Below are 26,252 nucleotides of genomic sequence, written 5' to 3'. Positions count from 1 at the left end.
CGCGCGGGCGGCCGACGACCACGGGGGCCGGCAGCACCTGCCGCCGGCGGCGCACGCGCAGCCGCAGCGCCTCCAGGAGGACCACGGCCGCGACCTCGCCGTGGCGCATGAGCACGTAGGAGGCCAGTGCGGCGAGCGCGTGGGCGACGAGCATGGCGGTTCCGCCGTGCTCGGCGTGGGACTGGACCTCCAGCACCAGGGCGGGGCCGGGCGCACCCCCCGTGGCGCCGTGCTGCGCGGCGTGGTCCAGGGAGGGGTGGGCGGCGTGGGCGACCGTGCCGGCACCGCCGGAGGCCGCGAACAGGGCGTGCAGCACGGACTGGCTGAGCAGCACGCCCAGCAGCAGGGACGACCGCGAGAGCACCCGGCCGGCCAGGGCCATGCACAGCGGCCCGGACAAGGCTAGCGAGAGGAGCACGAGCACGACGGGCGGGGCCTGCCCGCCGGCGGCCGCGTGGGAGAGAGCGGCGGCGGAGGTGGCGATGGCCGCTCCGGCCCAGCCGCGGGCGAGGCGCCGTGCACGTGGGCTCACGCCGCACCTCCCGTCTGGATCGCCGGCCGCTCGGCCCGGTGGTCCCATTATGCGCGCCGCACCCGGCGCCGGACCAATTGCGGTGCCGGGGGCCGCGCTGCCGGTCGTGTCCGCGGCGCGGGGCCCGGGCACGCCGAAGGGGCGGCCCCGGTGCGGGGCCGCCCCTTCGGACGAAGCCATGGGACGGGGTCCGGAACGGACCCGCGGGTGTCCTTACTTCTTGGACACGGCCGCCTTGAGCTTGGAACCAGCGGTCAGCTTGACGCCGTGGCCGGCCGGGATCTCGATGGTCTCGCCGGTCTGCGGGTTGCGACCGGTGCGGGCGGCACGGTCGGTGCGCTCGACGGCCAGCCAGCCCGGGATGGTGATCTTCTCACCGGCGGAGACGGACTCCTCGAAGACCTGGAACATCGCGTCCAGGACGCCGTTCACGGCGGCGTTGGTGGTGCCGGCCTTCTCGGCGACCTCTGCGACGAGTTCACTGCGGTTCTTAGCCATGTTCATGTCCTCCTGGACTTGGGGTCGTGGGGAAGCGCGGCACGGGGGACCGATCGCGCTCCTGCGTCAGAAATTACCAGCTGGACTTGGTGATGCCGGGCAGTTCGCCGCGGTGAGCCATGTCGCGGAACCGGACGCGGGAGATGCCGAACTTCTGGAGGGTGCCGCGGGGGCGGCCGTCGATCTGGTCCCGGTTGCGCAGCCGGACCGGGGAGGCGTCCCGGGGCAGCTTCTGCAGGCCCAGGCGGGCCTCCTCGCGGGCCTCGTCGGTGGCGTTCTCGTCGACGAGGGTCTTCTTGAGCTCGGCACGCTTCGCGGCGTAGCGCTCGACGACGACCTTGCGCTGCTCGTTCTTGGCGATCTTGGACTTCTTGGCCATGGATTCAGCGCTCCTCGCGGAAATCGACGTGCTTGCGGACGACCGGGTCGTACTTCTTGAGCACCATGCGGTCCGGGTCGTTGCGGCGGTTCTTGCGGGTCACGTAGGTGAAACCGGTGCCGGCGGTGGACTTCAGCTTGATGATGGGACGAACGTCCTTGTCCTTGGCCATGCTAGATCTTCTCCCCACGTGCGAGAATGTCGGTCACGACGGAATCGATGCCACGGGCGTCGATGACCTTGATGCCCTTGGCGCTGACGTTGAGCGTCACGCTGCGGCGCAGCGACGGCACCCAGTACCGCTTCTTCTGGATGTTCGGGTCGAACCGGCGCTTGGTACGGCGGTGCGAGTGCGAAATGCTGTGCCCAAAGCCCGGCTGAGCTCCGGTCACCTGGCAGTGCGCTGCCATAGTGTTCTCCTCCAATGTTGACGAAATGACGGCACGCAGTGGGTGCCGCAGTTGATCACTCAGCTGCGGCAACGAGCGTCCCGCCACCTTCAGAATTGCCACCGTTCGCCAACCGGGCCCTCTCGTAAGGCCCGCGGCCGGAACCGGCGAAGGCCTCGCCACGATGAAGACGGTGAAGATCAAGGTGCCGGAAGGTGGACTCCACCACACGACAGCCTTGAAGTCTAGGCCCGGACGGACTTCCCCGCAACCTGACGTCAGGTGTGACCAGCTTCGGGTCAGTCTACCGGCTCCCCGGACCCCCGCAAACCGGGGGACTCCCTGCTCAGCCGCACCGGGCGGGGGCCGACGGCTCCGCGGGGGCCGCGGGACCGGCGGGGAGCACCGGGCGCGGGAGCAGCGTCGTGTACCCGGGGTGGCGGGCGGCGACCGCGTCCCCGGAGGAGGTCCCGCGCAGCCGCCGCCCGACCCAGGGCAGCAGGTACTCGCGGGCCCAGAGGAGGTCCTCCTTCAGCACCCCCGGGCTCGCCGTGACCGGCAGCCGGTCGGTGGGCGGCAGCTCCAGGGCGTGCTCCACGCCCAGCAGCTCGAGCACCCGGGCGGCCACGCGGGTGTGCCCCGCGGTCGACATGTGCAGCCGGTCCACCGCCCAGTAGCGCCAGTCCTGCAGGGTGCGCATCCGCCAGTAGTCGAGGACCAGGCACCCGTGCCGGTCGGCGATCTCCCGGACGTGCTCGTTGTAGAGCGCCTGCCGGGGGCGGGTCCAGGACGTGGGGGCGTCCCGGCCGGGGTCGAAGGCCGTGAACAGCACCACCTGGGCGCCGGAGCCCCGCAGCCGGGCGACCGCCTGCTCGTAGACCCCCATGAGGGCGTCCACGTCCGCGCGGGGGCGCAGCAGGTCGTTGCCCCCGGCGTAGAGGCTCACCAGGGTCGGCTCCAGGGCCAGGCACGCCTCGAGCTGCTCCTCGACGATCCCGCGGAGCAGCCGCCCCCGGACCGCGAGGTTCGCGTAGCGGGTGTCCGGGTGGGCCGCGGTCAGCTGCTCGGCCACGAGGTCGGCCCAGCCGCGCACCCCGTTGGGGCGGGCGGGGTCGGGGTCGCCCACGCCCTCGGTCATGGAGTCGCCGAGGGCCACGTAGCGGATGGGCGGTGCGAGCGGCACGGTGGCCGGGCGGGGCGTCGTCGGCTCCGTCATGCGGTGCTTCCTCCGTTCGGGGCAGGGGGGTGCTGCGGGTGGGGCCGCGGGGGCGTGGTCAGGGCGCCGTGCGGTCGGTGTGCTCGGGCTGCCCCGGCTCCCCCACGGACCGGAGGCGGGAGCGGTTGCCGAGCGCCTCGTTGACGGCGCGCACCAGGGAGTTCGCCCGCGCGTTGTCCGGCAGCTGCTCGATCAGCACCGGGTTGCCCGCGGAGTCGGCCAGGGGCACGCGCCAGTTCGGGTACTCGTCCCCCGTGCCCGGCTGGTTCTGCATCCGGCGCTCGCCGACGGCGTCCACGAGGGAGACGTTGAACAGCAGCGCCGGGGACTGGGCGAGGTAGCGGTGCAGCGCCTCGACCAGGCCCTGCTCGTCCGTGGCGTCCCCGTCGGGGAGCAGCCCGTCCGCGGCGACGGCCGCGAAGAACGTGTCGAGCTGCCGGCGGGCCTCGGCCCGCTCCTCCTCCACGGGCCGGGCCAGCAGGCCCAGCTCCTGGCGCACGTCCACCTGCACGCCCTCCAGGAATCCCGCCGTGGGCGGGAAGTCGTGGGTGCTGACCGAGGCCATGCTCAGCTCCCGGTACTGCGCCGGGGGGAGCGGCTCGTCGCCGTCCACCTCGAACCACAGGATCGAGGTGCCCAGCACGCCGCGCTCCGCGAGGTACTCCCGCACCCACGGCTCGAGGGTGCCCAGGTCCTCCCCGACCACCACCGCCCCGGCGAGCTCCGCCTCGAGCGCGAGGATGCCGACCATCGCCTCGTGGTCGTAGTAGACGTAGGCGCCCTCCGAGGCCTCCTGGCCGTCCGGGATCCACCACAGCCGGAACAGGCCGAGGACGTGGTCCACCCGGATGCCGCCGGCGTGCCGGAAGATCGTGCGCAGCATGTCCCGCCAGGGCAGGTAGCCGGCCTCGGCCAGGCGCTCCGGGTGCCACGTGGGCTGGGACCAGTTCTGGCCCTTCTGGTTGTACATGTCCGCGGGCGCGCCCACGCTGACGCCCAGGGCCAGCACGTCCTGGAGCGTCCACGCGTCGGCGCCCTGCTTGTGCACGCCCACGGCGAGGTCGTGGATCACGCCGATGTCCATCCCGGCCAGGTGCGCCGCGCGCTGGGCGGCCTCGAGCTGCTCGTCCAGCAGCCACTGCATCCACACGTGGAAGTCGATCCGGTCGGACAGCCGGGTCCGCGCCTCCACCGCGTACGGGGCGTCGGGGCGCGCCGCGGCGTCGTCCCACTCGGGGGCGTCCTCGCCGAGCTCCTCCCGCAGCGCGCACCACAGGCCGAAGTCCTGCAGGCCCTGCCCGCCCTCGGCCACGAACCGGCGCAGCTGCTGCTGGCGGTGCGGGGAGCGGCGGACGGTGAACAGCAGCTCGAGGCTCTTCAGCTTGGCCGCGTACGCCCTGTCCCGGTCGATGGTGCTGGTGTCGAGGTTGTCCTTGCGCTGGATGGCGGCCAGCGTGTTGACCACCTCGAGGTCGCCCGGGCGCAGGTAGGCGTACTCGGGGACCTCGGCGATGCGCAGGTAGAGGGGGTTGAAGAAGCGGCGGCTGGTCGGCAGGTACGGCGAGGGCTCCACCGGCGGTGCGGGCTCGGCGGCGTGCAGCGGGTTGACCAGCAGGTAGTCCGCCCCCTGCTCGCCCGAGATCGCGGCGAGGCTCGCGAGGTCCGAGGCGTCGCCCACGCCCCACGAGCGCCCGGAGGTCACCGAGTAGATCTGCGCCATGTAGCCCCAGCGGTGCCGGCCGTGCAGCCGGTCGGTGCTGGCGAGGTGCCGCGGGGTCACGGCCAGCGGCGTCGTGACCGCGCGTCCGCCGTCGACCTCGGGGCACTCGGCGCGGACCTCGTACCAGCCCACGGCGAGGCCCTCGGGCACCTCGAAGGTGGCCTGGCCGGTGAGGACGCCGTCCACGTCCCGCGGGGAGCGCCAGTTGTCGACCTGGGGGGCGGTGGTCCGGGCGCCGCCCTCCGCCACGAGGGTCACGCGGACGGTGGAGCCGTGCGGGACGTGCACGGCGAAGCGGGTGCGCTCCCCCGCGACGGCGACGACCACGGGCGGCAGGACCCGCCGCCAGGGCGCCAGCTCCCGCTGGGCGAGGCACGCCTCGATCGCGGCGTCGTCCCCGGCGTCCGCGCCCAGCGCGTCGAGCACGGCGCGCAGCGTCGGCTCCGGGACCTCCCGCTCCTGTCCGTCGAACCCGGAGTAGGTCGTGGAGACCCGGTAGGCCTCGGCGAGCCGGCGCAGCGCGCCGTCGGTGGTGGTGGTGTGGGCCATGGACCCCACTCTAACCACCGGCGCGGCCGGAGCCGCAGGCTGCTGATGATCCGGGCGGCTACGCCAGGGTGCGGGCGACGTCGACGACGAAGCGGTACCGCACGTCCGAGGCGACCACCCGGTCGTAGGCGGCGTCGACGTCGTCGGCGCCGATCAGCTCGATCTCGGCCTCCACGCCGTGCTCGGCGCAGAAGTCCAGCATCTCCTGCGTCTGCGGGATCCCGCCGACCATCGACCCGGTGAGCACGCGCTGGGGGCCGATCAGGGCGCCCGGGCGGACGCTGTACGGCTCGGTGGGCAGCCCCACGGAGCACAGCACGCCGTCGACCCGCAGCAGGGACAGGTACTGCTCGACGGGCAGGTCCGCGGAGACGGTGTTGAGGATCAGGTCGAAGCGGCCCTTGTTGCGCTCGAAGGTCTCGGGGTCCTTCGTGGCCCAGTAGTCGGTCGCGCCGAAGGCCAGGCCGTCCTCCTGCTTGGACAGGCTCTGGCTCAGGACGGTGACCTCGGCGCCCATGGCGGCGGCGATCTTCACGGCGACGTGGCCGAGCCCGCCCATGCCCAGGACGGCCACCCGCCGGCCCGGTCCGGCGCCCCAGCGCCTGAACGGGGCGTACGTGGTGATCCCGGCGCACAGCAGCGGGGCGGCCCGGGCGGGGTCGAGCGCCTCGGGGACGCGCAGGACGAACCGCTCGTCGACCATGATCCCGCCGCTGTAGCCGCCCCGGGTGGGGGTGCCGTCGGCCTGGGGCGTGTTGTAGGTGGCGGTCACGCCCTCCGTGCAGAACTGCTCCTGGCCGCCGGTGCAGTACTCGCAGCGACCGCAGGAGTCGACGAAGCAGCCGACGCCCACCGTGTCGCCGGGGGCGAAGCCGGTCACGGACTCCCCGACCGCGCGGACGCGGCCGACGATCTCGTGCCCCGGGGTGACGGGGTAGTGCGTGCCGCCCCACTCGTCGCGCGCGACGTGGATGTCGGAGTGGCAGATGCCGGCGAAGTGGATGTCGATCTCGACGTCGCCCGGGCCGACCGGGCGACGCTCGATCGTGGTACGGCGGAAGCCCGAGTCGGCGGAGACGGCCTCGAGGGCGGGGACGGTGGTCATGGGGTGCTCCTGTCGTGGTGCGGATGACGCCCGGCGGGGGTCGCCGGGCGGTGGTCGTGGGGTCCGGGGGCGTGCGGCCGGCGGGACGGCCGGCGCCGGGACGGTGCGCTCACCAGGCGTGGGCGACGAGCTCGTAGGACCGGGCGCGCACCTCGGGGTCGTGGGCGTAGCTGTTGAGCATCAGCTCGTCGGCCCGGGTGAGCTCGACGATCTGCTCGAGATCGGCGACCACCCGCTCGGGCGTGCCGACCGCCGAGACGGCGAGGTGCTCCTGCACCATGCCCGCCTCCGCCGCGGTGAGCTCCACGCGCTCGACGGGCGGCTGGAGCGGCCGGCGGTCGTTGCGGGCGATCCCGCGCACCAGCAGCTGGTGGGTGCTGAACTGGCGCCGCGCCTCCTCGTCGGTGTCGGCGGCGAGGATGTTCGCCGCGACCATCACGTGCGGGCGCTCGACCGTGGCGGTCGGGGCCTGCGCGTCGAAGCGCTGCCGGTACAGGGCGATGGCGTCCATGATCCTGGCCGGGGCGAAGTGGGAGGCGAACGCGTAGGGCAGGCCGAGCCGGGCTGCGACCTCCGCGCCGCCCGTCGACGAGCCGAGGATCCACAGGGGAACGTCAGTGTCCCGGGCCACGGGCGCCCGGACGACCTCCTGCTCCTGCCCGCCGAACAGCCGCACCAGACGGCGCACGTCGGCCTCGAAGGTGTCGTGGCCGGCGTGGCCCCGCCGCAGCTCCAGGGCGGTGCGCATGTCGGTGCCGGGCGCCCGGCCCAGGCCCAGCTCCACGCGGCCGGGGTAGAGGTTGGCGAGCGTGCCGAAGGCCTCGGCCACGGTCAGCGGCACGTGGTTGGGCAGCATGATCCCGCCGGAGCCCACGCTGAGGCGCTCCGTGGCGGCGAGCGCCTGCCCGACGAGCACCGCCGTGGCGGAGGACGCGAACGCCTCCGTGTTGTGGTGCTCGGCGTACCACAGGCGCCGGTAGCCGGAGGCGTCGAGCCGGCGGGCGAGGTCCAGCGCCTCGCGGAGGGCGTCCGCGGTGGAGCGGCCCTCCGAGAGGGGCACGAGGTCGAGGGCGGACAGCGGGACGCGGGGCGTGGCGGGCAAGGGCGGGGCTTCTTCCGTCGGGGATGGCACGAAGGGGTTCGGTGGCGGCAACACCCCCGGCCGGGGTGCTTATTCCGGGCGTCCTCCCGGGCGTTGTCCTGCTCACACCCCCGCCCCGGACGGCGCCCGGTGGGGCACCATGGGAGCATGACGTCCTTCCCCGCCCCCACGCCGTCGCCGCCCACGTCCTCCCCCGAGCTGCCGGCGCCCGCCCCCGGGTGGGCCCCGGCGTGCGTGGTCTTCGACTGCGACGGCATCCTCATGGACACGGAGGCGAACTGGGCCCGGGTCCAGCGCGCCGTCTCGGAGCGCTACGGGCTCGAGTTCACCGAGGCGATGGAGCGCCGGATGATGGGCTGGTCCGCGGCGGACGTCGCCACGGCGATCGCCGAAGCCGCCCGGGCCGACCGCGCCGCGGTCCACGCAGACGTGCTGCGCACCGAGGAGGAGACGCTGACCGGGCACATCGTGCCCCTGCCGGGCGCGCTCGAGACGGTGCGCGCGTTCGCCGAGCGGCTGCCCGTGGCCGTGGCCAGCAACTCCACGAGCACGATCCTCGGCGTGAAGCTGGAGGAGGCCGGCTTCGCCCCCCACCTCAGCACCTGGGTCTCCTCCGAGGACGTGCCGCGCGGCAAGCCGGCCCCGGACATCTACACCGAGGCGGTGCGGCGGCTGGGCTTCGCCCCGGGTGAGGCCCTGGCCGTGGAGGACTCCGTGGTGGGCGCGACCTCGGCCGTGGCGGCGGGACTGGTGGTCGTGGCCGTGCCGTCCGTCCCGGACGGGGACCCCGTGCCCGCCCACCACCGGGCCGCGACGCTGACGGACCCCGCGTTCCGGGAGCTCATGACCCGCTGGCTGGGCTGAGCCGGGCGCCCGGAGCGCTCAGCGGTTCCAGAGACCGTAGGTCTGCGCCAGCTCGGAGACCTTGCGGGCCCGGGCCAGGCGGGGCAGATAGCTGCCGTCGCCCACCACGTGCCCGGAGTCGTGCTGCGTGATGAGCTCGCGGGCCCAGGTGATCTCCTGCTCGCTCGGAGCGAGGTGGCGGTTGATCCCGTCGGTCTGCTGCGGGTCCAGGCACAGCTTGCCCGTCATGCCCATGGACTGTGTCACGGCGCACGCCTCGGCGAGGCCCTCCTCGGAGGCGCCCAGGGTCGGCCCGTCGATGGGACCGGGCAGCTCCCCCACCCGGGAGGCCACCACGAGGCTCGAGCGCGCGAACGCGAGCGCCAGGGGGTCCGCGCTGACGCCGGTGTCCCGGCGGAAGTCGCCGACCCCGAAGGCGAGCCGGAACACGCCCGGGGCGCGGGCGATGTCGTTGGCGTTCATGATCCCCACCGCCGACTCGATGAGCGCCACCACGGGGGTGCCGGCCGGGGCCATCATGGCCGTCTTGGTGATGTGGTCGGGGTGCTCCGTCTTGGCCAGCATGATCCCGCGCAGGTGGCCGACCCGGCTGAGCGCGGCGAGGTCCTGCTCCCAGTACGGCGTGGTGATGTCGTTGATCCGCACCCACGCGCTCGCCCCGGCCTCGAAGGCCTCGACGACGTTCTGCCGGGCCTGGTCCTTGCCCTCGGCGGGAATGGCGTCCTCGATGTCGAAGACCACGGAGTCCGCCTCGGAGGCGAGGGCCGCGGGGAAGACGGACGGGTCGGCGGCCGAGGTGAGCAGCCAGGAGCGGGACAGGCGGGCGGGCAGCGCGGCGGCGCGCTGGTTGCGGTAGGGGGCCACGTGAGGGTCCTTTCCGGGAGGAGGTCAGCGGGGACGGGAGACCCCTGGGCACCCGTCCCCGTGAACGGGCCCGGGCCGTAGGAGCTGTCCAGTCTAGGCCGCGCGCCGATCCGGCGGAACGCTCAGACGGTCAGGGGCGTGTGACGTCCGTCAACCCGCTCCTCCGGCCGGACAGGGCCCGGCGCGGTCCCCGCCCCGAAGGGCGAGCCGCCGAGGGCCTCCCGGCCGTGCGCGGACACCCAGTTGGCCAGGTCCGGGCCCACGGGCACGATCTGGTTCGGGTTGATGTCCTCGTGGACCACGAAGTAGTGCTGCTTGATCTGCTCGAAGTCCACGGTGTCGCCGAAGCCCGGCGTCTGGAAGAGGTCCCGGGCGTAGCCCCACAGGTGGGGCATCTCGGTGAGCTTGTTGCGCGAGCACTTGAAGTGCGAGTGGTAGACCGGGTCGAAGCGCACCAGGGTGGTGAACAGCCGCACGTCCGCCTCGGTGATGTGCTCCCCCATGAGGTAGCGGCGGGTCGAGAGGCGGTCCTCGAGCCAGTCCATGGCGACCCACAGCCGCTCGTAGGCCTTCTCGTGGGCGCGCTGGGAGCCGGCGAAGCCGCACCGGTAGACCCCGTTGTTGACCTCGGTGTAGACCCGCTGCATGACCTCGCGCATCTCGTCCTCGAGATCGGCCGGCCAGAGGTCGGGGGCGCCCTCGCGGTGGAAGGCGCCCCACTCCTTGGCGAGGTCCTCCGTGATCTGCGGGAAGTCGTTGGTCACCACCTGGCCGCTCGCGATCTCCACGACCGCCGGCACGGTGATGCCCCGCGGGTAGTCGGGGTAGCGGGCGAAGTACGCCTCCTGGAGCCGCTCGATGCCCAGCACCGGGTCCCTGCCGTCCGCGTCGAGGTCGAAGGTCCACGACCGGACGTCGTGGACGGGACCGGGCAGCCCCACGGAGAGGGCGTCCTCGAGCCCCAGGAGCCGTCGCACGATGAGGGTGCGGTTGGCCCAGGGGCAGGCCCGCGCGGCGACGAGCCGGTAGCGGCCGGCCTCGACGGGCCAGGCCCGCGCCCCCTCGGGCACGTCGGCGCGCGCCGGGTCGCGGACGATACGGTCCTCGATGTAGGCGGTGTCCCGGGTGAACTCCTCGCCGGGATGCACGTAGGCGCCGGCGGTGCTGTGCTCGGACCGCTGGGTGCTGCGCTGTGACATGGTGGCTCCTCGCGGTGCGGCGGGACGGGGCGCCACCGGCCGGGACGACGGTCGGCGGCGGGACGGCCGCACCTCCCGCCCCTCGGTTTTGATGATATGTCAATCACAGAGAGGGCGCCAGCGGGAGCTCCCGTCGGAGGCGAGGTCTACAGTGGAGGCGTCCGGCACCCTCACACCACGGAAACAGCCCGCCCATGAGCACCCACGGCAACGAGCCCGAGTACGGCCAGCGCCTTCCCCCGCAGCACGTCCCGCCCCGGACCGCGCCCCGGGCGGCCCGCGGGCCTGCGACCTCGCCCCGGGCCGCCCGGCGGATGGCGCGCGGGCTCTCCTTCACCCTCGTCCTGCTGGGCCTCCTGCTCGGCGGCGGACTCGCCGCCCTGGGCCACGCGTGGGGGTGGGCGGTCGGAGCGCTGCTCGGGCTGCCCGGGCTCGCGGGCTTCGTCGTCGTCCAGGCCCAGCTGCACCCGGCCCTCCGGGACGCCTCGGTGCCCCCGCTGCGGAGCCGCTCGAAGCTGTGGCTCGTCCCCGCCGCCCTGCTGCTGCTGGGCCTCCTGCCCCTCGCCGGGGTGTTCGCTGTCCAGCCGCTGCTGGCGGGCACCACGGGTGCGCACCTGGCCGACGAGTACGTCAGCGTCCTGGTCGTCTCGGGGATGACGCTGGTCGTCGCGGCCGGCCTGGGCTTCGGACTCGTCGCCATGGCCTCGTTCACCCCGGTCGACGACGACGACTCTCCGCTGCGCCCCACCGGCTACGCCGAGCGGCTCCGGCGGCCCGCGCGCGGGCCCGGCGACCTCTACGACTCGGAGTGGATCCACCGCCGCCCGGCACGGTACGGCCGCGACGCCGGCGACCGCCCGGACCCGCCGGAGGACCCTGTCGGCGGTTGACATTTGTTGACACGTCAATTTATAGTGGGGGTTTTCCCGCGCCACGAGAGGACCGCCGCATGAGCCACCCGGAGACCGACGAGGTCAACTGGCTGTCCGACGAGGAGCAGCGCGTCTGGCGCGGCTTCCTGGCCCTGAGCCGCGGCATGCAGACCGCGGTGGACCGCCAGCTGTCCCGGGACAGCGCGCTGTCCGGCTCGGAGTACGAGGTCCTCGTCCAGCTGTCCGAGAGCAGCACCGGCGTGATCCGCTCCCGCGACCTGCTCCACGAGCTCGGCTGGGAGCGCAGCCGCCTCTCCCACCTGCTCTCCCGCATGGCCCGGCGCGGGCTGCTCGAACGGCTGCCGTGCGACAGCGACGCCCGCGGCCTCGACGTGCGGATCACCCCGGAGGGGCGGCGTGCCATCGAGGCCTCCGCCCCCGGCCACCTGGAGCTCGTGCGGGCGGCGCTGATCGACCACCTGACCCGGGAGGAGATGGACGCGCTGCTCTCCGTCTCCGGCAAGGTGCTCCCCCGGCTCGAGGAGCTAGGGCTGTGCTGACGCCGGGCGCCTGAGCCGCCCACCGGCCGAGGCCGTCCGCGGCCCGGAACCGCCCCGGGCAGGGGACAGGCCCTGCCGCATGGGGGGATCGGCAGGGCCTGTCAGGCATCCCGATCGGGGGAATGGGACACCAGTCGCCGGCAGGAACCATCCGGAGGCAGATGGGGGGATCACCTCCGGGCCATCGCCGACGACAGATTTACCTTAGACCCAGTGATCTGCATGAGCAAGCCACCTGTGCGTTTTGTGTCCTCGACGGCCGCGGCGGCCCGGGAGGCGACTTCGGGAGCGCTCGGCGCCGTGGCCGGACGGCCCGGCCGGGACACAGGAGCACCCCCGCGGGCCGAGGCCTGTGGGGGTGCTCCTGTGCGCCGCGGGCGGCGCGCCCGCGGCCGGCGTCCTACTTGGTCTGGCCCTCCTTGGCGAGGACGTAGTCGTAGACGACCTCTTCGCCCGCGCCGCCGTCGGTGCGCGGCTTCGGGTCCAGCATCAGCTCGGGCTTGACCGCCGAGGCGATGTCGTCCGCGTTGTGCGGGTCGCCGGGGAAGTACAGCTGCTGGGTGACCAGCTGGTGGCCCGGGGCCGAGACCTTGATGTGGATGTGCGCCGGGCGCCAGGCGTGCCAGCCGGCCGCACCGATGAGCTGCCCGCAGGCCCCGTCGGTGGGGATCTGGTACGGGGCCGGGCGCTTGGTGTTGATCTCGAAGTACCCGTTCTCGTCGGCCTTCACCGTGCCGCGGAAGAGCCACTCGGGCAGCTCCGGGGCGTACTGGGAGTAGAAGCCGTTGGCGTCGGCGTGCCAGATCTCCACCTGGGCGCCCTGCAGCGGGTTGCCGTCGGTGTCGGTGAACCGGCCCTTGAACAGCAGCGGGGTGCCGGGCTCGTCCTCGCGCATCTGCAGGGTCGCGGGAGTGGGCAGCACCGGGGAGTCCGGCACGTAGTAGGGGCCCTCGATGGTGCCGACGGCGCCGGGGCGCTCCTGGGAGTTGACGTCCTCGATGGTGTGCTCCAGCCACACGTCCAGGAACAGCGGCCACTCCCCGTCGGTGCCGACCTTGATCAGCCACGCCTTCAGCGCGTTGTACTCCTCGTAGGTGACCTGGTGCTCGACCGCGATGTCGTTGATCGCCTTGATCGCCGCACCGGCCAGCAGGGACACCCGCTCCTTCGGCACGTCCAGCTTCGCCAGCTTGCCCGAGGCGGTGAACCGCTCGGTCGCCTTGGACCCGGCCTCGACCGCGGTGCCCTCGTTCTCCTTGCGCGTTGCCGCGTGGGTCTCCGTCATGGTGTGCTCCACATTCCTCGTTGAACGGTGATCAGGGACGCCCCTCGTGCCCGCCGCTCCCGACGCGGCTCGCGGCCGCCGGCTCGGGCCCTCCGGCTGTGACACCGGACACGTCGACGTCTCCACCAGCCTAGGGGCGCGATCAGGACGCGACAAATATCAATTGGGCGTCTTTTCTGCACCCAATACGGCATAAACACCCCCTGGGTTACTCCTAGGGGTTTGCCTGATGTGAGCGGAGTCACGGCGCGCCAGACTGGCTCCGTACCGTCCGGCAGGAGCCGGTCGCAGACTTCGGCCCGCACGTCCCGAGCAGACGTCCCGCCCAGACATCCCGAGCAGGCGGCCCGACCAGGTAGCCCGACCAGAAGGAGCACGTCATGACCGAGAACCTGACCCACGTCCGCGAGGTCCTCTCCGACGCCGTGGTGGACGACCGCGAGAACGGGCTCATCCGGGCCAAGCGGGAGATCTTCACCGACCAGGAGATCTTCGAGCTGGAGATGAAGTACATCTTCGAGGGCAACTGGGTGTACCTGGCCCACGAGTCGCAGATCCCCAACGTGGGCGACTACTTCACCACCTACATCGGCCGCACCCCGGTGGTCATCACCCGTGACAAGGAGGAGAAGCTGAACTGCATCGTCAACGCGTGCTCCCACCGCGGTGCGATGCTCTGCCGGCGCAAGACGGACAACCGCACCACCTTCACCTGCCCCTTCCACGGGTGGACGTTCAAGAACTCCGGCGAGCTGCTCAAGGTCAAGGACGGCCGCAACGGCGGCTACCCGGAGAACTTCAACAAGGAGGGCTCGCACGACCTGACGAAGGTCGCCCGCTTCGAGTCCTACCGCGGCTTCCTGTTCGGCTCCCTCAACCCGGACGTGCTGCCCCTCGAGGAGCACCTGGGCGACGCCACCACGGTGATCGACTCGATCGTGGACCAGTCCCCCGCGGGCCTCGAGGTGCTGCGCGGTGCCTCGACCTACACCTACGACGGCAACTGGAAGGTCCAGGCGGAGAACGGCGCCGACGGCTACCACGTGACCTCGGTGCACTGGAACTACGCCGCGACCACCGCCCGCCGCACCGCCGGCGACTCCGCCAACAAGACCAAGGCCATGGACGCCGGCAAGTGGGGCAAGGTCAAGGGCGGGTTCTACTCCTACGAGCACGGCCACCTGCTGCTGTGGCAGGAGTGGACGAACCCGCAGGACCGCCCGCTGTGGGACCGCCGCGAGGAGCTCGTCGACAAGTACGGCGAGGAGATGGCGAACTTCATGATCAACATCTCGCGCAACCTGTGCCTGTACCCGAACGTGTACATCATGGACCAGTTCTCCTCGCAGATCCGCCACTTCCGGCCGATCTCCGCGGACCAGACCGAGGTCACCATCTACTGCATCGCTCCCAAGGGCGAGTCCCAGGAGAACCGCTCCAAGCGCATCCGCCAGTACGAGGACTTCTTCAACGCGACGGGCATGGCGACCCCGGACGACCTCGAGGAGTTCCGCTCCTGCAACAAGACCTACTGGGCCACCTCCGCCCCGTGGAACGACATGTCCCGCGGCGCCGCGCACGAGATCCAGGGCCCGGACGAGCAGGCCCAGGCCCTCGGCATGACCCGGGTCATCGCCTCCGGTGTGCGCACCGAGGACGAGGGCCTGTACCCCGTCCAGCACGGCTTCTGGAAGGACGTCATGGACAAGGGTCTGGCCGCGGAGGAGCGCGCCGCCGCGCAGTCCGCCCCCGTGACCGCCTGACCCGGACTCCCCCGAACCACAGAAAGAGTGCAGAACACCATGACCAACCTGCTGAACCCCCTGGCGGCGCTGAAGACCGCCGAGGAGATCGCGACCCTCGAGACCGTGCGCGCGTTCCTCTACAAGGAGGCACGCCTGCTGGACGACCGGCAGTTCGACGAGTGGCTCGAGTGCTACCACCCGGACTCCGAGTTCTGGATGCCGTCCTGGGACGACGACGACCGGCTGACCGAGGACCCCCAGAACGAGATCTCCCTGATCTACTACGACAACCGCGGCGGCATCGAGGACCGCGTGTTCCGCATCAAGACGGACCGCTCCTCCGCCACGTCCCTGCCGGACCCCCGCACCGGGCACAACATCACCGACGTGGAGGTCCTCGAGCACGACGGCGACCGGGTGCAGGTCCGCTTCAACTGGTTCACGCTGTACTTCCGCTACAACACGACGGACACGTACTTCGGCACCAGCTTCTACACGATCGACCTCTCGGGCGACGAGCCGCTGATCCTGAAGAAGAAGGTCGTCCTGAAGAACGACTACATCCACCACGTCGTGGACGTCTACATGATCTGACGCCGGCCGTGGCCGGTCCCGCGCCGGGGCCGGCCACGACGGACCGTCCGCACTCCGTGCTCACCGAGCACCCCCCGCACTTCCCACGGGCCGCGACGACGCGGCCCCCCCCACCCAGGAGGAAATCATGGGCCACCAGGTAGCCCTCAGCTTCGAGGACGGCGTCACGAAGGTCGTCAAGGTCGGCGACTACGAGACCGTCCTCGACGCCGCCTACAAGGCGCGCATCAACATTCCCGCGGACTGCCGGGACGGCGCCTGCGGCACCTGCAAGGCCTTCTGCGACTCCGGCTCCTTCGACCCCGGGGACTTCATCGACGACGCCATGACCGAGGATGAGCTCGAGAAGGGCTACCTGCTGACCTGCCAGGCCGTCCCCGAGTCCGACATGGCCATCCAGATCCCGGCGACCGCCGAGTCCGCGAAGACCTCCGCGGCCACGTACACCTCCACGCTCCAGGAGCTGGACAAGCACTCCGAGACGACGATCTCCTTCACCCTCGACGTCGAGAAGCGGGAGGACCTCGCGTTCCTGCCCGGCCAGTACGTCAACATCAAGGTGCCCGGCACCGACGCCGAGCGCTCCTACTCCTTCAGCAGCGGCCCCGAGGTGGAGGGCGCGGCCTTCATGGTCCGCATCACCCCGCAGGGCGCGATGTCCGAGTACCTGCGCGACCGCGCCCAGGTCGGCGACACCGTCGAGTTCAGCGGCCCCTACGGCTCGTTCTTCCTGCGCGAGCCCAAGCGCCCCCTGCTGCTGCTCGCCGGGGGCACCGGCCTGGCCCCGCTCCTGTCGATCCTCGAGAAGCTCGCCGAGAACCCGCCCAGCACCCCCGTGCACCTCATCTACGGCGTGACCCGCGAGGCCGACATCGTGGGCCTGGACCGGCTCCGCGCCTACGAGGCGAAGCTGCCGGACTTCACCTGGGACCACATCGCCTCGGAGGAGGGCACCTCCGCCCCCCACACCGGCTACGTCACCCAGATCATCGAGCCGGCCCACCTCAACGACGGCGACGTCGACATCTACCTGTGCGGCCCGCCCCCCATGGTCAACGCCGTCTCCGCGTGGCTGGACCGCGAGGGGATCGAGCCCGCCAACTTCTACTTCGAGCGCTTCGCGCCGAAGGAGACCACCGGCGGCGACGCCGAGACCGGTGCGCCGCCCTCCCCCGAGACGATCGCCGCCGAGGGGGACACCATGACCCGCTCCGAGGCGCTCTCCTCGCTGGAGACCGGCCGGCTGGAGTTCCGCAAGGAGGACAGCTTCGCCCACCTCGACGCCCGCATGGGCCTCGAGCTCGCCGTCACCGAGCTCGTGATGGGCCGGCTGACCGAGGAGCAGCTGGAGCAGTTCCGGCGCCTCGCCGAGGCCACCACGCGCTCCGTGGGCGCGGGCACCGTGCAGGACCCCGAGGAGTACGTGCGGACCAACGAGGAGTACCACGAGTACCTCTTCATGGTCTGCGACAACCCCACGCTGCTGGAGTCCTACCGCCGGCTCGACGTGCGCGAGCAGATGGCCGCGACCTTCGAGCGGGGCACGGAGATCTTCGCCCGGGTCGCCCAGGACCACCTGGACGTCGTCGAGGCCTTCGAGCGCAACGACAAGGAGCGCGCCCGCGAGGTCATCATGGCCCACGCCCGCGACGCCAAGCAGACCATGTCCACGGCGATCGACGCCAAGGAGGCCGGCCGCTGATGGGCGCACCGTACGCGGGACAGTTCCTCACCCCGGGCCGCTTCGCCGGCAGGGTGGCGGTCGTGACCGGCGCCGCGCAGGGCATCGGGCAGAAGGTGGCCGAGCGGATCGGCGCCGAGGGCGGCGCCGTCGTCCTCGTGGACCGCGCCGAGCTGGTGCACGACGTGGCGCAGGGCATCGTCCGCGCCGCCGAGGCCTCGGGCTCGGGCGGTGCCGCCACGTCCGTGACCGCCGACCTCGAGACCTGGGCCGGGGCCCAGCAGGCCGTCGAGGCCGCGCTCGCGGCCCACGGCCGGGTGGACGTGCTCGTCAACAACGTGGGCGGCACCATCTGGGCCCGCCCCTACGAGGAGTACGACGAGGAGAAGATCGAGAAGGAGATCCGCCGCTCGCTCTTCCCCACCCTGTGGTCCTGCCGCGCGGTGCTCCCGGCCATGCTCGAGCAGGGCTCGGGCACGATCGTCAACGTCTCCTCGGTGGCCACCCGCGGCATGCACCGGGTGCCCTACGCCGCGGCGAAGGGCGGGGTGAACGCGCTGACCCAGTCCCTGGCCATGGAGGTCGCCGGCCGCGGGATCCGCGTGGTCGCCACCGCCCCCGGCGGCACGGAGGCCCCGCCCCGCAGGGTCAAGCGCGGCCCCGAGGCCGAGAGCGCCCAGGAGCGGGCCTGGTACCAGGTGATCGTCGACCAGACCGTGGACTCCTCGTTCGTGAAGCGCTACGGCACGCTCGACGAGCAGGCCGCGCCCATCGTGTTCCTCGCCTCCGACGAGGCCTCCTACGTCACCGGCAGCGTCCTGCCGGTCGCCGGCGGGGACCTCGGCTGAGCCGCCTCCGGGCGGACGCCCGCCGCCGTGGCCGCGCCCCCTCCACGGGTAGACTCGCGGCCATGACGGCGGGCCTGCAGCACGGAGAACCCGGCGAGGAGCTCCCGCTGGTCGGGCGGGCGGCCGCGCTCGAGGAGCTCCTCGAGGTCCTGCGGACCGTGCGCAAGGGCCACGTCCGCACCGTGGTGCTCGAGGGTCCGCTGGGCTCGGGCAAGACGGCCCTGCTCGAGCTGTTCCTCGACCACTGCCGCTCCGCCGCGCGCGGCGTCCGCGTGCTCAGCGCCACCGGCGACGAGTGGGAGTCCCAGCTCGCCCTGGCCGGGTACAGCCAGCTCATGCTCGCCACGCCCCTGCGCTCCTCCCGGGGCTTCGACGGCGAGCCCGCGCCGCCCTCGGCCCCGGTCGCGGAGCTGAGCCCCGCGCAGGCCGTGAACTACGCCGCCACCCTGAGCACCCACCTCGAGAGCCTGCAGACCCGCGGCAGCGTGGTGGTCACCGTCGACGACGCCCACCGGCTGGACGAGCAGACCCTGCGGATCCTGGTGTTCGTGATGCGCCGGCTGCACGGCAAGCGCGTCATGTTCGTGCTGACCCTCGACCCGGCGCAGGCGTGGCACGTCCCGGCCGGGGTGCTCGACTTCCTCACCGGCCACCAGGTCCAGCGCCTCCCCCTCGAGCCCCTCGGGGCGGAGGAGGTCCGGGCCGCGGCCCGGCAGTTCTTCGGCCTCGACCTCGGCGCGACCGCCGCGCACCGGCTCGTCCGGCACACCGGCGGGCTCCCCCAGCAGGTGCTCGAGCTGCTGCGCGAGCTGCCCGAGGACACCTGGCACTCCTGGTTCGCGGACCTGCCGGCGAGCTCCCGGGTGCGCGCCCGCGTGCACAGCGTCCTCACCGGGGCCTCGCCCGGCCTGATCCGCACGGCCGAGGCCGTCTCCGTGCTGGGGCGCAGCGCGGGCCTGTCCGAGGTGGCCCACGTCAGCGGGGTGGACGCCCTGATGGACGCCCTCGACGAGGGCCACCGCGCCGGGCTGCTGGACCTCTCCGTGGACCAGGCCCGCTCGGTCGTGCAGTTCTTCGAGCCGGGCGCCGCGGAGGCCGTCTACGGGCTGATCGTGCCGAGCCGGCGGATCGCGCTGCACCGGCGGTCCGCGACCGTGGTGCAGGAGGAGGGCGAGCGGCTCGGCCACCGCGTCTCGGCCACCCCGGGGCCCGACGAGCCGCTGGCCGTGGAGCTCGAGGCCTTCGCCGCGCGGCAGGCGATGGTGGGCGCCTGGCAGGACGTCGCCACGGCGCTGTTCTCGGCGTCCCGGCTCTCCGCGGACACGCGCGCCCGCAACGACCGTCTGCTCCGGGCCGTGGACGCCCTGGTCGGCTCGGGCAACATCGCCCAGGCCGGCATGTGGGCGGCCGCCGTGGACGCCATGCCGTCCTCCCCGCTGCGCTCGTCGGTGCTCGGCTACCTCTCCACGGTGTCCGGGCAGAACCGCAGCGCGCAGACCCAGCTCGAGATGGCCTGGCGCACGAGCAACCGGCAGCGGGACCCCGCGGCCGCCGCGCAGATCGCCCAGCGCTTCGTGCTGCACGGCGTGGCCTCCTGGGACGGACCCGTCATCACCCGGTGGGCGGAGACCGCGATGTCCCTCACCGCCCCCGGCACCCCCGCCCACATCGAGTCCGAGGCGATCTACGGCCTGGGCCTCTTCGCCCAGGGGCGGCTGCGGGAGGCCGAGGCCTCCTACGAGCGCGCCTTCGAGCACGCGGCGGAGAACGCCCAGAAGCAGCGCGTCCAGATGGGCGCCGGGTGGCTCGCGCTGCGCGCCGACGACGTCGAGACGGCGCTCGTCAACTTCCAGGCGGCCGCCCCCACCGAGTACCGGGGCGGGTCCCTGCGGATCTCCCTGTGGGCGGAGGCCTGGCTGGCCCGCACCCAGCTGGTCCTGGGCGACTGGGACGCCGCGGCGGCCACCGTCTCCCGCGCCTCGGTGCGCCTCGAGACCTCGCAGATGCCGCTCATCCGCCCGCTCCTGTACTGGACCGCCGCGGAGCTGTGGTCGATGCGCGGGGACTGGGACCGGGCCCGCCACTACGTCTCCCAGGCCGCCGTGCAGCCGGGCACCTACCGGGCCATGCAGGTCCCGGCCAGTCTCGCGCGGGCCCGCTTCCACGAGGCCCGCGCGGACTACGAGAGCGCGCTGGGGGTGCTGCAGCCGCTGACGGACCTCGACCCGTGGACCGACGAGCGGGTCTCCTTCTGGCCGTGGCAGGACACCTACGTCAACGCCCTCGTGATGACCGACCGGCTCGAGGACGCGGACGCGTTCCTCACCGCGTTCGAGCGCGTGCGCCGCGAGCGGCGGATCCCCTCCGACGACGCCCGCATCTCCTGGGCCCGGGGCCGGATCCTCGCCGCGCAGGGGGACCCGGACACGGCGCGGGAGCACTTCGAGGCGGCCCTGGGCCACCTGCGCGGGCTCAACCGCCCGTACCTGCGCGCCCGGATCAGCTTCGCCTTCGGGCAGAGCATGCGCCGTGCGGGCAAGCGGCGCCTGGCGTCCACCGTGCTGCGGACCGCGCGGGACCTCTACGACTCGCTGGGCGCCGCCACGTACGTGGAGCGCTGCGACCGCGAGCTGAAGGCGACCGGTCTCGACGTCGGGAACCTGCCGGACCCCTCCGACCCGGTGCTCGCGGCCGTGGGCCGCACCGCCGTGCAGCTCACCGCCCAGGAGCAGGCGGTGGCGGAGCTGGTCTCGGGCGGGGCCACCAACAAGGAGACCGCGCGGGCCCTGTTCCTCGCGGAGAAGACCGTCCAGTACCACCTGACGCGCATCTACGGGAAGCTGGGGATCCGCTCCCGCAGCGAGCTCGCCGCCCGCTACCGCACCCCCGACTGACCGTCCCGGGACGACCGCGAGGTGGCGGACGACGGCGACGGCCGGTGGCCGGGTCGCCGTCGTCCGCCACCTCGCGGGGCGGGCCGGTGCTACTTCACGTCGGAGGGGTGCTTGGCCAGGGGCACCACGGTGATGTCCATGTAGGGGAACAGCGGCAGGTTCTGCAGGATGTCGTGCAGCTCGTCGTGGGAGTCGACGTCGAAGACCGAGTAGTTGGCGTACTCGCCCACCACGCGCCAGATCTCGGGCCACTTCCCGGAGCGCTGCAGCTCCTGCGAGTAGGCCTTCTCGGTGGCCTTGATCTCCGCGGCCTCCTCGGCGGGCATGTCGGTGGGGAGGTCGATGTCCATGTGGACCAGGTACTTCACGGTGCGTCCTTCCGTCGGGATGGGTTCTCGGGCTGAGATCTCGTGCTGGGTTCCCGGGCCGGGTCTACCGGGCCGGGTCTACCGGTCGGTGCGGTAGCGGGTGAGCTTGTCCTCGTCCACGGCGGTGCCCACCCCGGGCACGTCCGGCACGCGGATCCGGCCGTCGGCGATGACCACGGGCTCGGCGAGGAGGTCGTCGGACATGTCCAGGAAGTTGGACAGCTCCCCGGCCCGCTTCGAGGTGTGGGCCAGGGCCGCGCCGAAGACCACGGAGGCGATCGTGCCGACCTGGGTGTCGATCTGGTTGCCCACGTAGACGTCCACCCCCATGCCCTCGGCCATGCCCACGATCTTCGCGGCCTCGGTGAAGCCGGAGCGGGCGGTCTTCACCGCCAGCAGGTTCGCGCCGCCGGTGAGGATCTCCTTGGCGGCCTCCCCCAGGTTCGGGGCGGACTCGTCGGCGGCGATGGGGATCGTCGAGCGCTCCACCAGGCGGCGGCGGCCGAGCACCTCGCGGGCGTCGTCGGGCTCCTCGAGGAACTGCAGGCCCAGGTCGGCCGTGCGGCGCAGCACCTCCATGGCCTCGTTGGCGGACCAGCCGCGGTTGGCGTCCATGTAGAGCTCGGCGTCCTCGCCCAGGCCCTCGCGCAGCACGGCCGCGGCCTCGACGTCGAGGCCGATCGGGTGCCGGCCGGTCTTGAGCTTGAACGTGGTGATGCCGTAGGTCTCGCGGAACTGAAGGGCGAGGTCCAGCAGCTCCTGGGCCGGCTTGAAGCCCAGCATGTGGGAGACCCGCATGGAGTCGGTGAACCCGCCCAGCAGCCTGGTCACCGGCTGCCCGAGGAACTGGCCGATGACGTCCCACAGGGCGATGTCCACGGCGCCCTTGGCGGTCTGGTTGTGGACGGTGCGGGCCAGCACGGCCTGGACCTTCTCGCGGTCGAGGACGTCCAGGCCCACCAGCTGCGGGGCGAAGAGGTCCTCGACGACGGCCACGATCGACTTCTGGGTCTCGCCGTAGGTGTAGGGCCGCGGCGGGGTGTCGGCGGTGCCCACGATCCCGTCGTCGGTGGTGATCCGCACCAGCACGTGGTCCGCCTCGTGGACGGCGCCCGAGGCGAAGTGCAGCGGGTGGACGTAGGGGATCGAGTAGGGGATCGCCTCGACGGTCGCGATCTTCATGGGCGGGCGGGCCTTTCCTGGGCGGGCGGGACGGGCGTGCCGCCGGGGGACCCGGGGGCGGCCTGGACGTCGACGACGAGGTCGATGAAGTTGTGCAGGAGCGCGGAGCGGTCCTCGCGCCGCCACGCGACGGCGAGCTCGATCTGCGGCGAGTGCTCGATGTCGCGGTAGACGACGCCCTCGAGCTGGAAGGCGCGCACCCCGGCGGGCACCACGGCCACCCCGCCGCCGGCGGCCACGAAGGACATCAGCGTGGACGTCTCCCCCGCCACCTGGGCGATCCGGGGCTGGAAGCCGGCCTGGCGGCAGAGGTCCGCGGCGGTGCGGTAGAGCACGGAGTCGGGCGGGTAGGTGATGAACTCCTGGTCCTGCAGCTCGTGCACGGCCACGGGCAGGTCCACGGCGAGGGCGCTGAAGGAGGGCAGCGCCACCACGAGCGGCTCGCGGGCGACCACCCGGTACTCGACGTCCGCAGAGGCCACGGGCGGGCGCAGGAGGGCGGCGTCGAGGGTGTGCTCCCGCAGCCCCTCCTCCATGGCGGGGGTCAGCATCTCGCCGTGCAGCGCCAGGGACAGCCCGGGCATCGTCTCCTTCGCCCGCCGCACGACCTGCGGCATCACCCCGTAGGTGGCCGAGCCGGAGAAGCCGACCCGCAGCACACCCGTGGCCCCCTGCCCCACCTGGTAGACGTCGGCCTTGAGGGCCTCGATCTCGTTGATGATCCGCCGCCCCCGGTCCAGGAGCACCTGGCCGGCGGCGGTGAGGTCCACCCGCCGGGTGGTCCGGTCCAGCAGCCGCACGCCGAGCTGCTCCTCGAGCTGGCGGATCTGCTGGGACAGCGGCGGCTGGGCCATGTGCAGGCGCTTGGCGGCGCGGCCGAAGTGGCGCTCCTCGGCCACGGCGATGAAGTAGTTGAGCTGCCGGATCTCCATCGTGGCACCTGGCCCTTCCGCTCGGTCGGAGGGGTCGTCGTCGACCGCCACCCGTCGTATTGATCCACAGAGTACACCCAAAATGCTCCATTAGGACATCCGTGACCCCTAATCGACTCTGCTGCCGCCGTGCGTTGCGGGCCGCGCCCTGTGCCCGCGGCCCGTCGAGGTGGTGCAATGGGGCCATGCGCACCGACATCACCGCCGACCGGCACGGCTCCTTCGCCCGGGCGGTCAAGTCCCTCGTGGTCCCCCGCCCCATTGCGTGGGTCAGCTCCCGCTCGGCCGCAGGCGTCGACAACCTGGCCCCGCACTCGTTCTTCACGGTCGCCTCGGAGAACCCCACGATCGTCCAGTTCGTCTCGGTCGGCGAGAAGGACAGCCTCCGCAACATCCGGCAGACCGGGGAGTTCGTGGTCAGCTTCGCGCCCGAGGGGCTGTTCGAGCGGATCAACGCGACCAGCACCGACTACCCTCCCGAGATCAGCGAATTCGACGCCGTGAGCCTGACCCGTGAGCCCTCGCTCACCGTGGCCGTCCCCCGCGTGGCCGAGTCCCCCGCCGCCATCGAGTGCCGGCTGCACACGGACCCCATCCCCGTGGGCAACTGCTTCCTGGTCCTCGGCGAGGTCACGCACGTGGTCGTGGACGAGGAGGACATGGACGAGCGGGGCCCGGTTGTGCGGACGCTGCGCCCGATCGCGCGGCTCGGGCGCGACGAGTGGGGCGAGCTGGGCCGGATCCGGTCGATCCGAAGGGTCCCCTACCGGGACGTCGCCCCGGAGGCGGACCTGCCCTGAGCCCCCGGGCTCAGAGCCGCACGCCCGTGCGCCGCAGCTGCTCGCGGACCTCCCGGCGCTGGATCTTGCCGAGCATCGTGCGCGGGAGCTCTTCCACGGCCACGATCCGCCGGGGGACCTTGTAGCGGGCCAGGCCCGCCCAGCAGTGCTCGCGCAGGGCCGCCTCGTCGAGCTCGGCGCCCGGCACGAGGGTCACGGCGGCGACGACCACCTCGCTGCCGCTGGGGTCGGCGAGCCCCACCACCGCGGCGTCCGCCACGGCGCGGTGCCGGCGCAGCGTGTCCTCGACCTCGCTGGGGGCCACGTTGAACCCTCCGGTGATCACGACCTCCTTGAGCCGGTCGACCACCTGCAGGAACCCGTCCTCGTCGACGGTGACGATGTCGCCGGTGCGCAGCCACCCGTCGTCCGTGAGCGTCCGGGCGGTCTCGTCGGGGCGCTTCCAGTACCCCTGGAAGACCTGCGGGCCCCGCACCCAGAGCTCCCCGGGGTGTTCCGGGGGGACGTCCTCGAGGGTGTCCGGGTCGACGAGCCGGATGTCGGTGGACGGGAACGGGATCCCGATGGAGCCCGCCCGGCGGGAGTCGTTGAGCGGGTTGCAGGCCACCAGCGGGGAGCACTCGGTCAGTCCGTAGCCCTCGATCAGGATCCCCCCGGTGGCCCGCTCCCACTGCTCCACGAGCGGGACCGGCAGGCTCATGGCCCCGGAGACGGCCACCGGGATGCCGCGCAGGTCCACGCCCTGCTCCGGTGCGGCGTCGAGGAGCTTCTGGTACACCGGCGGCACCGCGGGCAGCACCGTGGGGCGGGCGCGCTTCATCGCCCCGAGGATCAGGTCCGCGCGCACGGTCGGGAAGAGCACGAGCCGCGCGCCGAGGGACATCGCGAACGTCACGCCCAGGGTCAGGCCGAAGGCGTGGAAGAGCGGCAGCACGCCGTGCACCACCTCGCGCTCGCCGGAGCCGAGCCAGTGCCGGCCCATGAGGGCGTTGGACTCGAGGTTGCGGTGCGTGAGCATCGCCCCCTTGGGCAGCCCGGTGGTGCCGGAGGTGTACTGCAGCAGCGCGAGGTCGTGCGCGGCGGGCCGCGGGTGCTCCGCGGCGATCGGGGCGGAGGCCAGCAGCTCCCGCCAGGGGATCGTGCCCGGGGCGGGGCCGGTGAGCTGCGTGCGGGAGGCGCGTGCGCCCGGCAGCGGCAGGCGCAGGGCCAGCCGCTTCGGCCGCGGCATCGCGGCGGTGATGTCCACGGACACGACCGCGTCGACCCGCAGGTCCGCGGGCAGGGAGCGCACCCGCTCGGCCGCCCGGTCCCAGACGATCGCCACGCGCGCCCCGTGGTCCTCGAACTGGTGGCGCAGCTCCGGGGCCGTGTAGAGCGGGTTGTGCTCGACGACGACGGCGCCCAGGCGCAGCACCGCGTAGAACGCCACGACGTGCTGCGGGCAGTTGGGCAGGACGATCGCGATCCGGTCCCCGCGGCCCACGCCCAGCCGGCGCAGGCCCTCGGCCGCGCGGTCGACCTGCCGGCCCAGGGCGGCGTAGGAGGTCGTGGCCCCGAAGAACTCGAGCGCGGTGCTCGCGCCGTGGCGAGCGACGGAGCGCTCGAGCATGTGCACCAGGGACGTCTCCGGCAGGTCCAGGTCCGCGGGGACGCCCGGATCGTAGCTGGCGGTCCAGGGGCGGGCACGCAGGAACTCGCGGACGGTGTCGACAGGCATGGTCCCGACCCTACTCGGCGGCGGCGCCCGGCCGCCCGGCCGCGGCGACACCCCGTGCCGGACGGGACGGCTCACCGGGCCCGGTCCGGGAACCGGCCGTAGACTCCGGTGCCATGACGCCCTCCTCGACCCCCGGCTCGCCCTCCCCCGACGACCCGACGCCCTGGTCGGACACCGGTCCGCACGACTCCCCGGACGCCACCCGGCCGCTGCCCCCGGTCAGCCGGTTCGCCGCCCCGGCCGGCGGCGGCTCGCCGCACGACGCCCCCGAGGGGGGCGCCGGGAGCGGCGGGACCGAGGACTGGTCCTGGTACGACGACGAGGACGACCAGCACACCCGGCCGCTGCCGGCGGTGA

At 72.9% G+C, this 26,252-nt stretch carries 25 protein-coding genes and 1 pseudogene; 10 read left to right on the top strand and 16 right to left on the bottom strand.

Features of this window, described 5'->3' with window-relative positions; all coding sequences use genetic code 11:
- The 9 genes from CRM73_RS11095 to CRM73_RS11055 all read right to left on the bottom strand — a co-directional run.
- On the bottom strand, positions 1-532 hold a 532-nt coding region (locus CRM73_RS11095), incomplete at its 3' end, for a hypothetical protein (RefSeq protein ID WP_229587737.1).
- A gap of 213 nt (positions 533-745) precedes the next feature.
- The gene (locus tag CRM73_RS11090) at positions 746-1,030 is read right to left on the bottom strand and encodes an HU family DNA-binding protein (RefSeq protein WP_031282576.1); all 285 of its coding nucleotides are present in this window, start codon (positions 1,028-1,030) and stop codon (positions 746-748) included.
- Positions 1,031-1,103: 73 nt separating this feature from the next.
- Complete coding sequence (gene rpsN / locus CRM73_RS11085; protein WP_017832641.1) at positions 1,104-1,409, bottom strand: 30S ribosomal protein S14; 306 nt, start codon at positions 1,407-1,409, stop codon at positions 1,104-1,106.
- Between the two features lie 4 nt (positions 1,410-1,413).
- Positions 1,414-1,581, bottom strand: coding sequence for a 50S ribosomal protein L33 (gene rpmG / locus CRM73_RS11080; RefSeq protein ID WP_017832642.1), 168 nt, complete (start codon positions 1,579-1,581; stop codon positions 1,414-1,416).
- A gap of 1 nt (position 1,582) precedes the next feature.
- Entirely contained in the window at positions 1,583-1,819 is a 237-nt protein-coding gene (rpmB, locus tag CRM73_RS11075) for a 50S ribosomal protein L28 (RefSeq protein WP_017832643.1), read from the bottom strand.
- A 325-nt stretch (positions 1,820-2,144) separates the two neighbouring features.
- Complete coding sequence (locus CRM73_RS11070) at positions 2,145-3,014, bottom strand: SGNH/GDSL hydrolase family protein (protein ID WP_109268228.1); 870 nt, start codon at positions 3,012-3,014, stop codon at positions 2,145-2,147.
- A gap of 58 nt (positions 3,015-3,072) precedes the next feature.
- A complete protein-coding gene (gene malQ / locus CRM73_RS11065; RefSeq protein WP_229587735.1) occupies positions 3,073-5,283 on the bottom strand; it encodes a 4-alpha-glucanotransferase in 2,211 nt (736 codons plus the stop codon).
- A 58-nt stretch (positions 5,284-5,341) separates the two neighbouring features.
- Entirely contained in the window at positions 5,342-6,388 is a 1,047-nt protein-coding gene (locus CRM73_RS11060; protein WP_229587733.1) for an NAD(P)-dependent alcohol dehydrogenase, read from the bottom strand.
- A gap of 109 nt (positions 6,389-6,497) precedes the next feature.
- The gene (locus CRM73_RS11055) at positions 6,498-7,490 is read right to left on the bottom strand and encodes an LLM class flavin-dependent oxidoreductase (protein WP_095650355.1); all 993 of its coding nucleotides are present in this window, start codon (positions 7,488-7,490) and stop codon (positions 6,498-6,500) included.
- A gap of 147 nt (positions 7,491-7,637) precedes the next feature.
- Here CRM73_RS11055 and CRM73_RS11050 point away from each other — a divergent pair, with 147 nt between their 5' ends.
- Positions 7,638-8,354, top strand: a complete 717-nt coding sequence (locus CRM73_RS11050) for an HAD family phosphatase (protein ID WP_229587731.1) — start codon at positions 7,638-7,640, stop codon at positions 8,352-8,354.
- An 18-nt stretch (positions 8,355-8,372) separates the two neighbouring features.
- Here the strand turns inward: CRM73_RS11050 and CRM73_RS11045 are convergent, their stop codons facing one another.
- Positions 8,373-9,218 (bottom strand): CoA ester lyase, encoded by an 846-nt coding sequence (locus CRM73_RS11045; RefSeq protein ID WP_017832649.1) that lies wholly within the window; start codon positions 9,216-9,218, stop codon positions 8,373-8,375.
- A gap of 122 nt (positions 9,219-9,340) precedes the next feature.
- The gene (locus CRM73_RS11040) at positions 9,341-10,417 is read right to left on the bottom strand and encodes a glutathione S-transferase family protein (RefSeq protein WP_017832650.1); all 1,077 of its coding nucleotides are present in this window, start codon (positions 10,415-10,417) and stop codon (positions 9,341-9,343) included.
- A 194-nt stretch (positions 10,418-10,611) separates the two neighbouring features.
- On the opposite strand from CRM73_RS11040, the gene CRM73_RS11035 reads away from it, so the two are divergent.
- The gene (locus CRM73_RS11035; protein WP_229587729.1) at positions 10,612-11,307 is read left to right on the top strand and encodes a hypothetical protein; all 696 of its coding nucleotides are present in this window, start codon (positions 10,612-10,614) and stop codon (positions 11,305-11,307) included.
- A 59-nt stretch (positions 11,308-11,366) separates the two neighbouring features.
- A complete protein-coding gene (locus CRM73_RS11030) occupies positions 11,367-11,849 on the top strand; it encodes a MarR family winged helix-turn-helix transcriptional regulator (protein ID WP_017832652.1) in 483 nt (160 codons plus the stop codon).
- Between the two features lie 400 nt (positions 11,850-12,249).
- On the opposite strand, the gene catA is transcribed toward CRM73_RS11030, so the two are convergent.
- Entirely contained in the window at positions 12,250-13,134 is an 885-nt protein-coding gene (gene catA / locus CRM73_RS11025; RefSeq protein ID WP_035928370.1) for a catechol 1,2-dioxygenase, read from the bottom strand.
- A 380-nt stretch (positions 13,135-13,514) separates the two neighbouring features.
- On the opposite strand from catA, the gene benA reads away from it, so the two are divergent.
- The 5 genes from benA to CRM73_RS11000 all read left to right on the top strand — a co-directional run bounded on the left by benA (position 13,515) and on the right by CRM73_RS11000 (position 20,896).
- Positions 13,515-14,897, top strand: coding sequence for a benzoate 1,2-dioxygenase large subunit (benA, locus tag CRM73_RS11020; protein WP_229587727.1), 1,383 nt, complete (start codon positions 13,515-13,517; stop codon positions 14,895-14,897).
- A 39-nt stretch (positions 14,898-14,936) separates the two neighbouring features.
- A complete protein-coding gene (gene benB, locus CRM73_RS11015; protein WP_017832655.1) occupies positions 14,937-15,473 on the top strand; it encodes a benzoate 1,2-dioxygenase small subunit in 537 nt (178 codons plus the stop codon).
- A 127-nt stretch (positions 15,474-15,600) separates the two neighbouring features.
- Positions 15,601-17,175 (top strand): benzoate 1,2-dioxygenase electron transfer component BenC, encoded by a 1,575-nt coding sequence (benC, locus tag CRM73_RS11010; protein ID WP_229587725.1) that lies wholly within the window; start codon positions 15,601-15,603, stop codon positions 17,173-17,175.
- Positions 17,175-18,002 carry a 1,6-dihydroxycyclohexa-2,4-diene-1-carboxylate dehydrogenase gene (locus CRM73_RS11005; RefSeq protein ID WP_017832657.1) on the top strand — a complete coding sequence of 276 codons (828 nt, stop codon included), beginning with the start codon at positions 17,175-17,177 and terminating at the stop codon, positions 18,000-18,002. The genes benC and CRM73_RS11005 overlap by 1 nt, the downstream gene beginning before the upstream one ends.
- A 62-nt stretch (positions 18,003-18,064) precedes the next feature.
- Complete coding sequence (locus tag CRM73_RS11000) at positions 18,065-20,896, top strand: AAA family ATPase (RefSeq protein ID WP_229587723.1); 2,832 nt, start codon at positions 18,065-18,067, stop codon at positions 20,894-20,896.
- 89 nt (positions 20,897-20,985) lie between these two features.
- Here the strand turns inward: CRM73_RS11000 and catC are convergent, their stop codons facing one another.
- The 3 genes from catC to CRM73_RS10985 form a co-directional block, all read right to left on the bottom strand.
- The gene (gene catC / locus CRM73_RS10995; RefSeq protein ID WP_017832659.1) at positions 20,986-21,264 is read right to left on the bottom strand and encodes a muconolactone Delta-isomerase; all 279 of its coding nucleotides are present in this window, start codon (positions 21,262-21,264) and stop codon (positions 20,986-20,988) included.
- Between the two features lie 78 nt (positions 21,265-21,342).
- Positions 21,343-22,446: a mandelate racemase/muconate lactonizing enzyme family protein gene (locus tag CRM73_RS10990; protein ID WP_017832660.1), complete on the bottom strand. Its 1,104-nt coding sequence runs from the start codon at positions 22,444-22,446 to the stop codon at positions 21,343-21,345.
- On the bottom strand, positions 22,443-23,378 hold the full coding sequence (locus CRM73_RS10985; RefSeq protein WP_229587721.1) for a LysR substrate-binding domain-containing protein: 936 nt from the start codon (positions 23,376-23,378) through the stop codon (positions 22,443-22,445). The genes CRM73_RS10990 and CRM73_RS10985 overlap by 4 nt, the downstream gene beginning before the upstream one ends.
- A 185-nt stretch (positions 23,379-23,563) precedes the next feature.
- Here CRM73_RS10985 and CRM73_RS10980 point away from each other — a divergent pair, with 185 nt between their 5' ends.
- Complete coding sequence (locus tag CRM73_RS10980) at positions 23,564-24,178, top strand: flavin reductase family protein (protein ID WP_229587719.1); 615 nt, start codon at positions 23,564-23,566, stop codon at positions 24,176-24,178.
- Positions 24,179-24,188: 10 nt separating this feature from the next.
- Here CRM73_RS10980 and CRM73_RS10975 read toward each other — a convergent pair whose 3' ends face one another.
- On the bottom strand, positions 24,189-25,895 hold the full coding sequence (locus CRM73_RS10975; protein ID WP_229587717.1) for a long-chain-fatty-acid--CoA ligase: 1,707 nt from the start codon (positions 25,893-25,895) through the stop codon (positions 24,189-24,191).
- A 113-nt stretch (positions 25,896-26,008) separates the two neighbouring features.
- Between CRM73_RS10975 and CRM73_RS10970 the strand changes: the two are divergent.
- Positions 26,009-26,252: pseudogene (locus CRM73_RS10970) on the top strand (hypothetical protein); the annotation flags it as partial.

This window comes from Kocuria sp. CCUG 69068, assembly GCF_020833785.1.
GTDB classification, from domain to species: Bacteria; Actinomycetota; Actinomycetes; order Actinomycetales; family Micrococcaceae; genus Kocuria; species Kocuria rosea.
This window is presented reverse-complemented; position numbering and strand designations above follow the sequence as displayed.

Excerpts from the sequence above, each read along its gene's own strand:
- CRM73_RS11090 (WP_031282576.1), bottom strand. The coding sequence starts at position 1,030 with ATGGCTAAGAACCGCAGTGAACTCGTCGCAGAGGTCGCCGAGAAGGCC.
- rpsN (WP_017832641.1), bottom strand. The coding sequence starts at position 1,409 with ATGGCCAAGAAGTCCAAGATCGCCAAGAACGAGCAGCGCAAGGTCGTC.
- rpmG (WP_017832642.1), bottom strand. The coding sequence starts at position 1,581 with ATGGCCAAGGACAAGGACGTTCGTCCCATCATCAAGCTGAAGTCCACC.
- rpmB (WP_017832643.1), bottom strand. The coding sequence starts at position 1,819 with ATGGCAGCGCACTGCCAGGTGACCGGAGCTCAGCCGGGCTTTGGGCAC.
- CRM73_RS11070 (WP_109268228.1), bottom strand. The coding sequence starts at position 3,014 with ATGACGGAGCCGACGACGCCCCGCCCGGCCACCGTGCCGCTCGCACCG.
- malQ (WP_229587735.1), bottom strand. The coding sequence starts at position 5,283 with ATGGCCCACACCACCACCACCGACGGCGCGCTGCGCCGGCTCGCCGAG.
- CRM73_RS11060 (WP_229587733.1), bottom strand. The coding sequence starts at position 6,388 with ATGACCACCGTCCCCGCCCTCGAGGCCGTCTCCGCCGACTCGGGCTTC.
- CRM73_RS11050 (WP_229587731.1), top strand. The coding sequence starts at position 7,638 with ATGACGTCCTTCCCCGCCCCCACGCCGTCGCCGCCCACGTCCTCCCCC.
- CRM73_RS11040 (WP_017832650.1), bottom strand. The coding sequence starts at position 10,417 with ATGTCACAGCGCAGCACCCAGCGGTCCGAGCACAGCACCGCCGGCGCC.
- CRM73_RS11035 (WP_229587729.1), top strand. The coding sequence starts at position 10,612 with ATGAGCACCCACGGCAACGAGCCCGAGTACGGCCAGCGCCTTCCCCCG.
- CRM73_RS11030 (WP_017832652.1), top strand. The coding sequence starts at position 11,367 with ATGAGCCACCCGGAGACCGACGAGGTCAACTGGCTGTCCGACGAGGAG.
- catA (WP_035928370.1), bottom strand. The coding sequence starts at position 13,134 with ATGACGGAGACCCACGCGGCAACGCGCAAGGAGAACGAGGGCACCGCG.
- benA (WP_229587727.1), top strand. The coding sequence starts at position 13,515 with ATGACCGAGAACCTGACCCACGTCCGCGAGGTCCTCTCCGACGCCGTG.
- benB (WP_017832655.1), top strand. The coding sequence starts at position 14,937 with ATGACCAACCTGCTGAACCCCCTGGCGGCGCTGAAGACCGCCGAGGAG.
- benC (WP_229587725.1), top strand. The coding sequence starts at position 15,601 with ATGGGCCACCAGGTAGCCCTCAGCTTCGAGGACGGCGTCACGAAGGTC.
- CRM73_RS11005 (WP_017832657.1), top strand. The coding sequence starts at position 17,175 with ATGGGCGCACCGTACGCGGGACAGTTCCTCACCCCGGGCCGCTTCGCC.
- CRM73_RS11000 (WP_229587723.1), top strand. The coding sequence starts at position 18,065 with ATGACGGCGGGCCTGCAGCACGGAGAACCCGGCGAGGAGCTCCCGCTG.
- CRM73_RS10990 (WP_017832660.1), bottom strand. The coding sequence starts at position 22,446 with ATGAAGATCGCGACCGTCGAGGCGATCCCCTACTCGATCCCCTACGTC.
- CRM73_RS10985 (WP_229587721.1), bottom strand. The coding sequence starts at position 23,378 with ATGGAGATCCGGCAGCTCAACTACTTCATCGCCGTGGCCGAGGAGCGC.
- CRM73_RS10980 (WP_229587719.1), top strand. The coding sequence starts at position 23,564 with ATGCGCACCGACATCACCGCCGACCGGCACGGCTCCTTCGCCCGGGCG.
- CRM73_RS10975 (WP_229587717.1), bottom strand. The coding sequence starts at position 25,895 with ATGCCTGTCGACACCGTCCGCGAGTTCCTGCGTGCCCGCCCCTGGACC.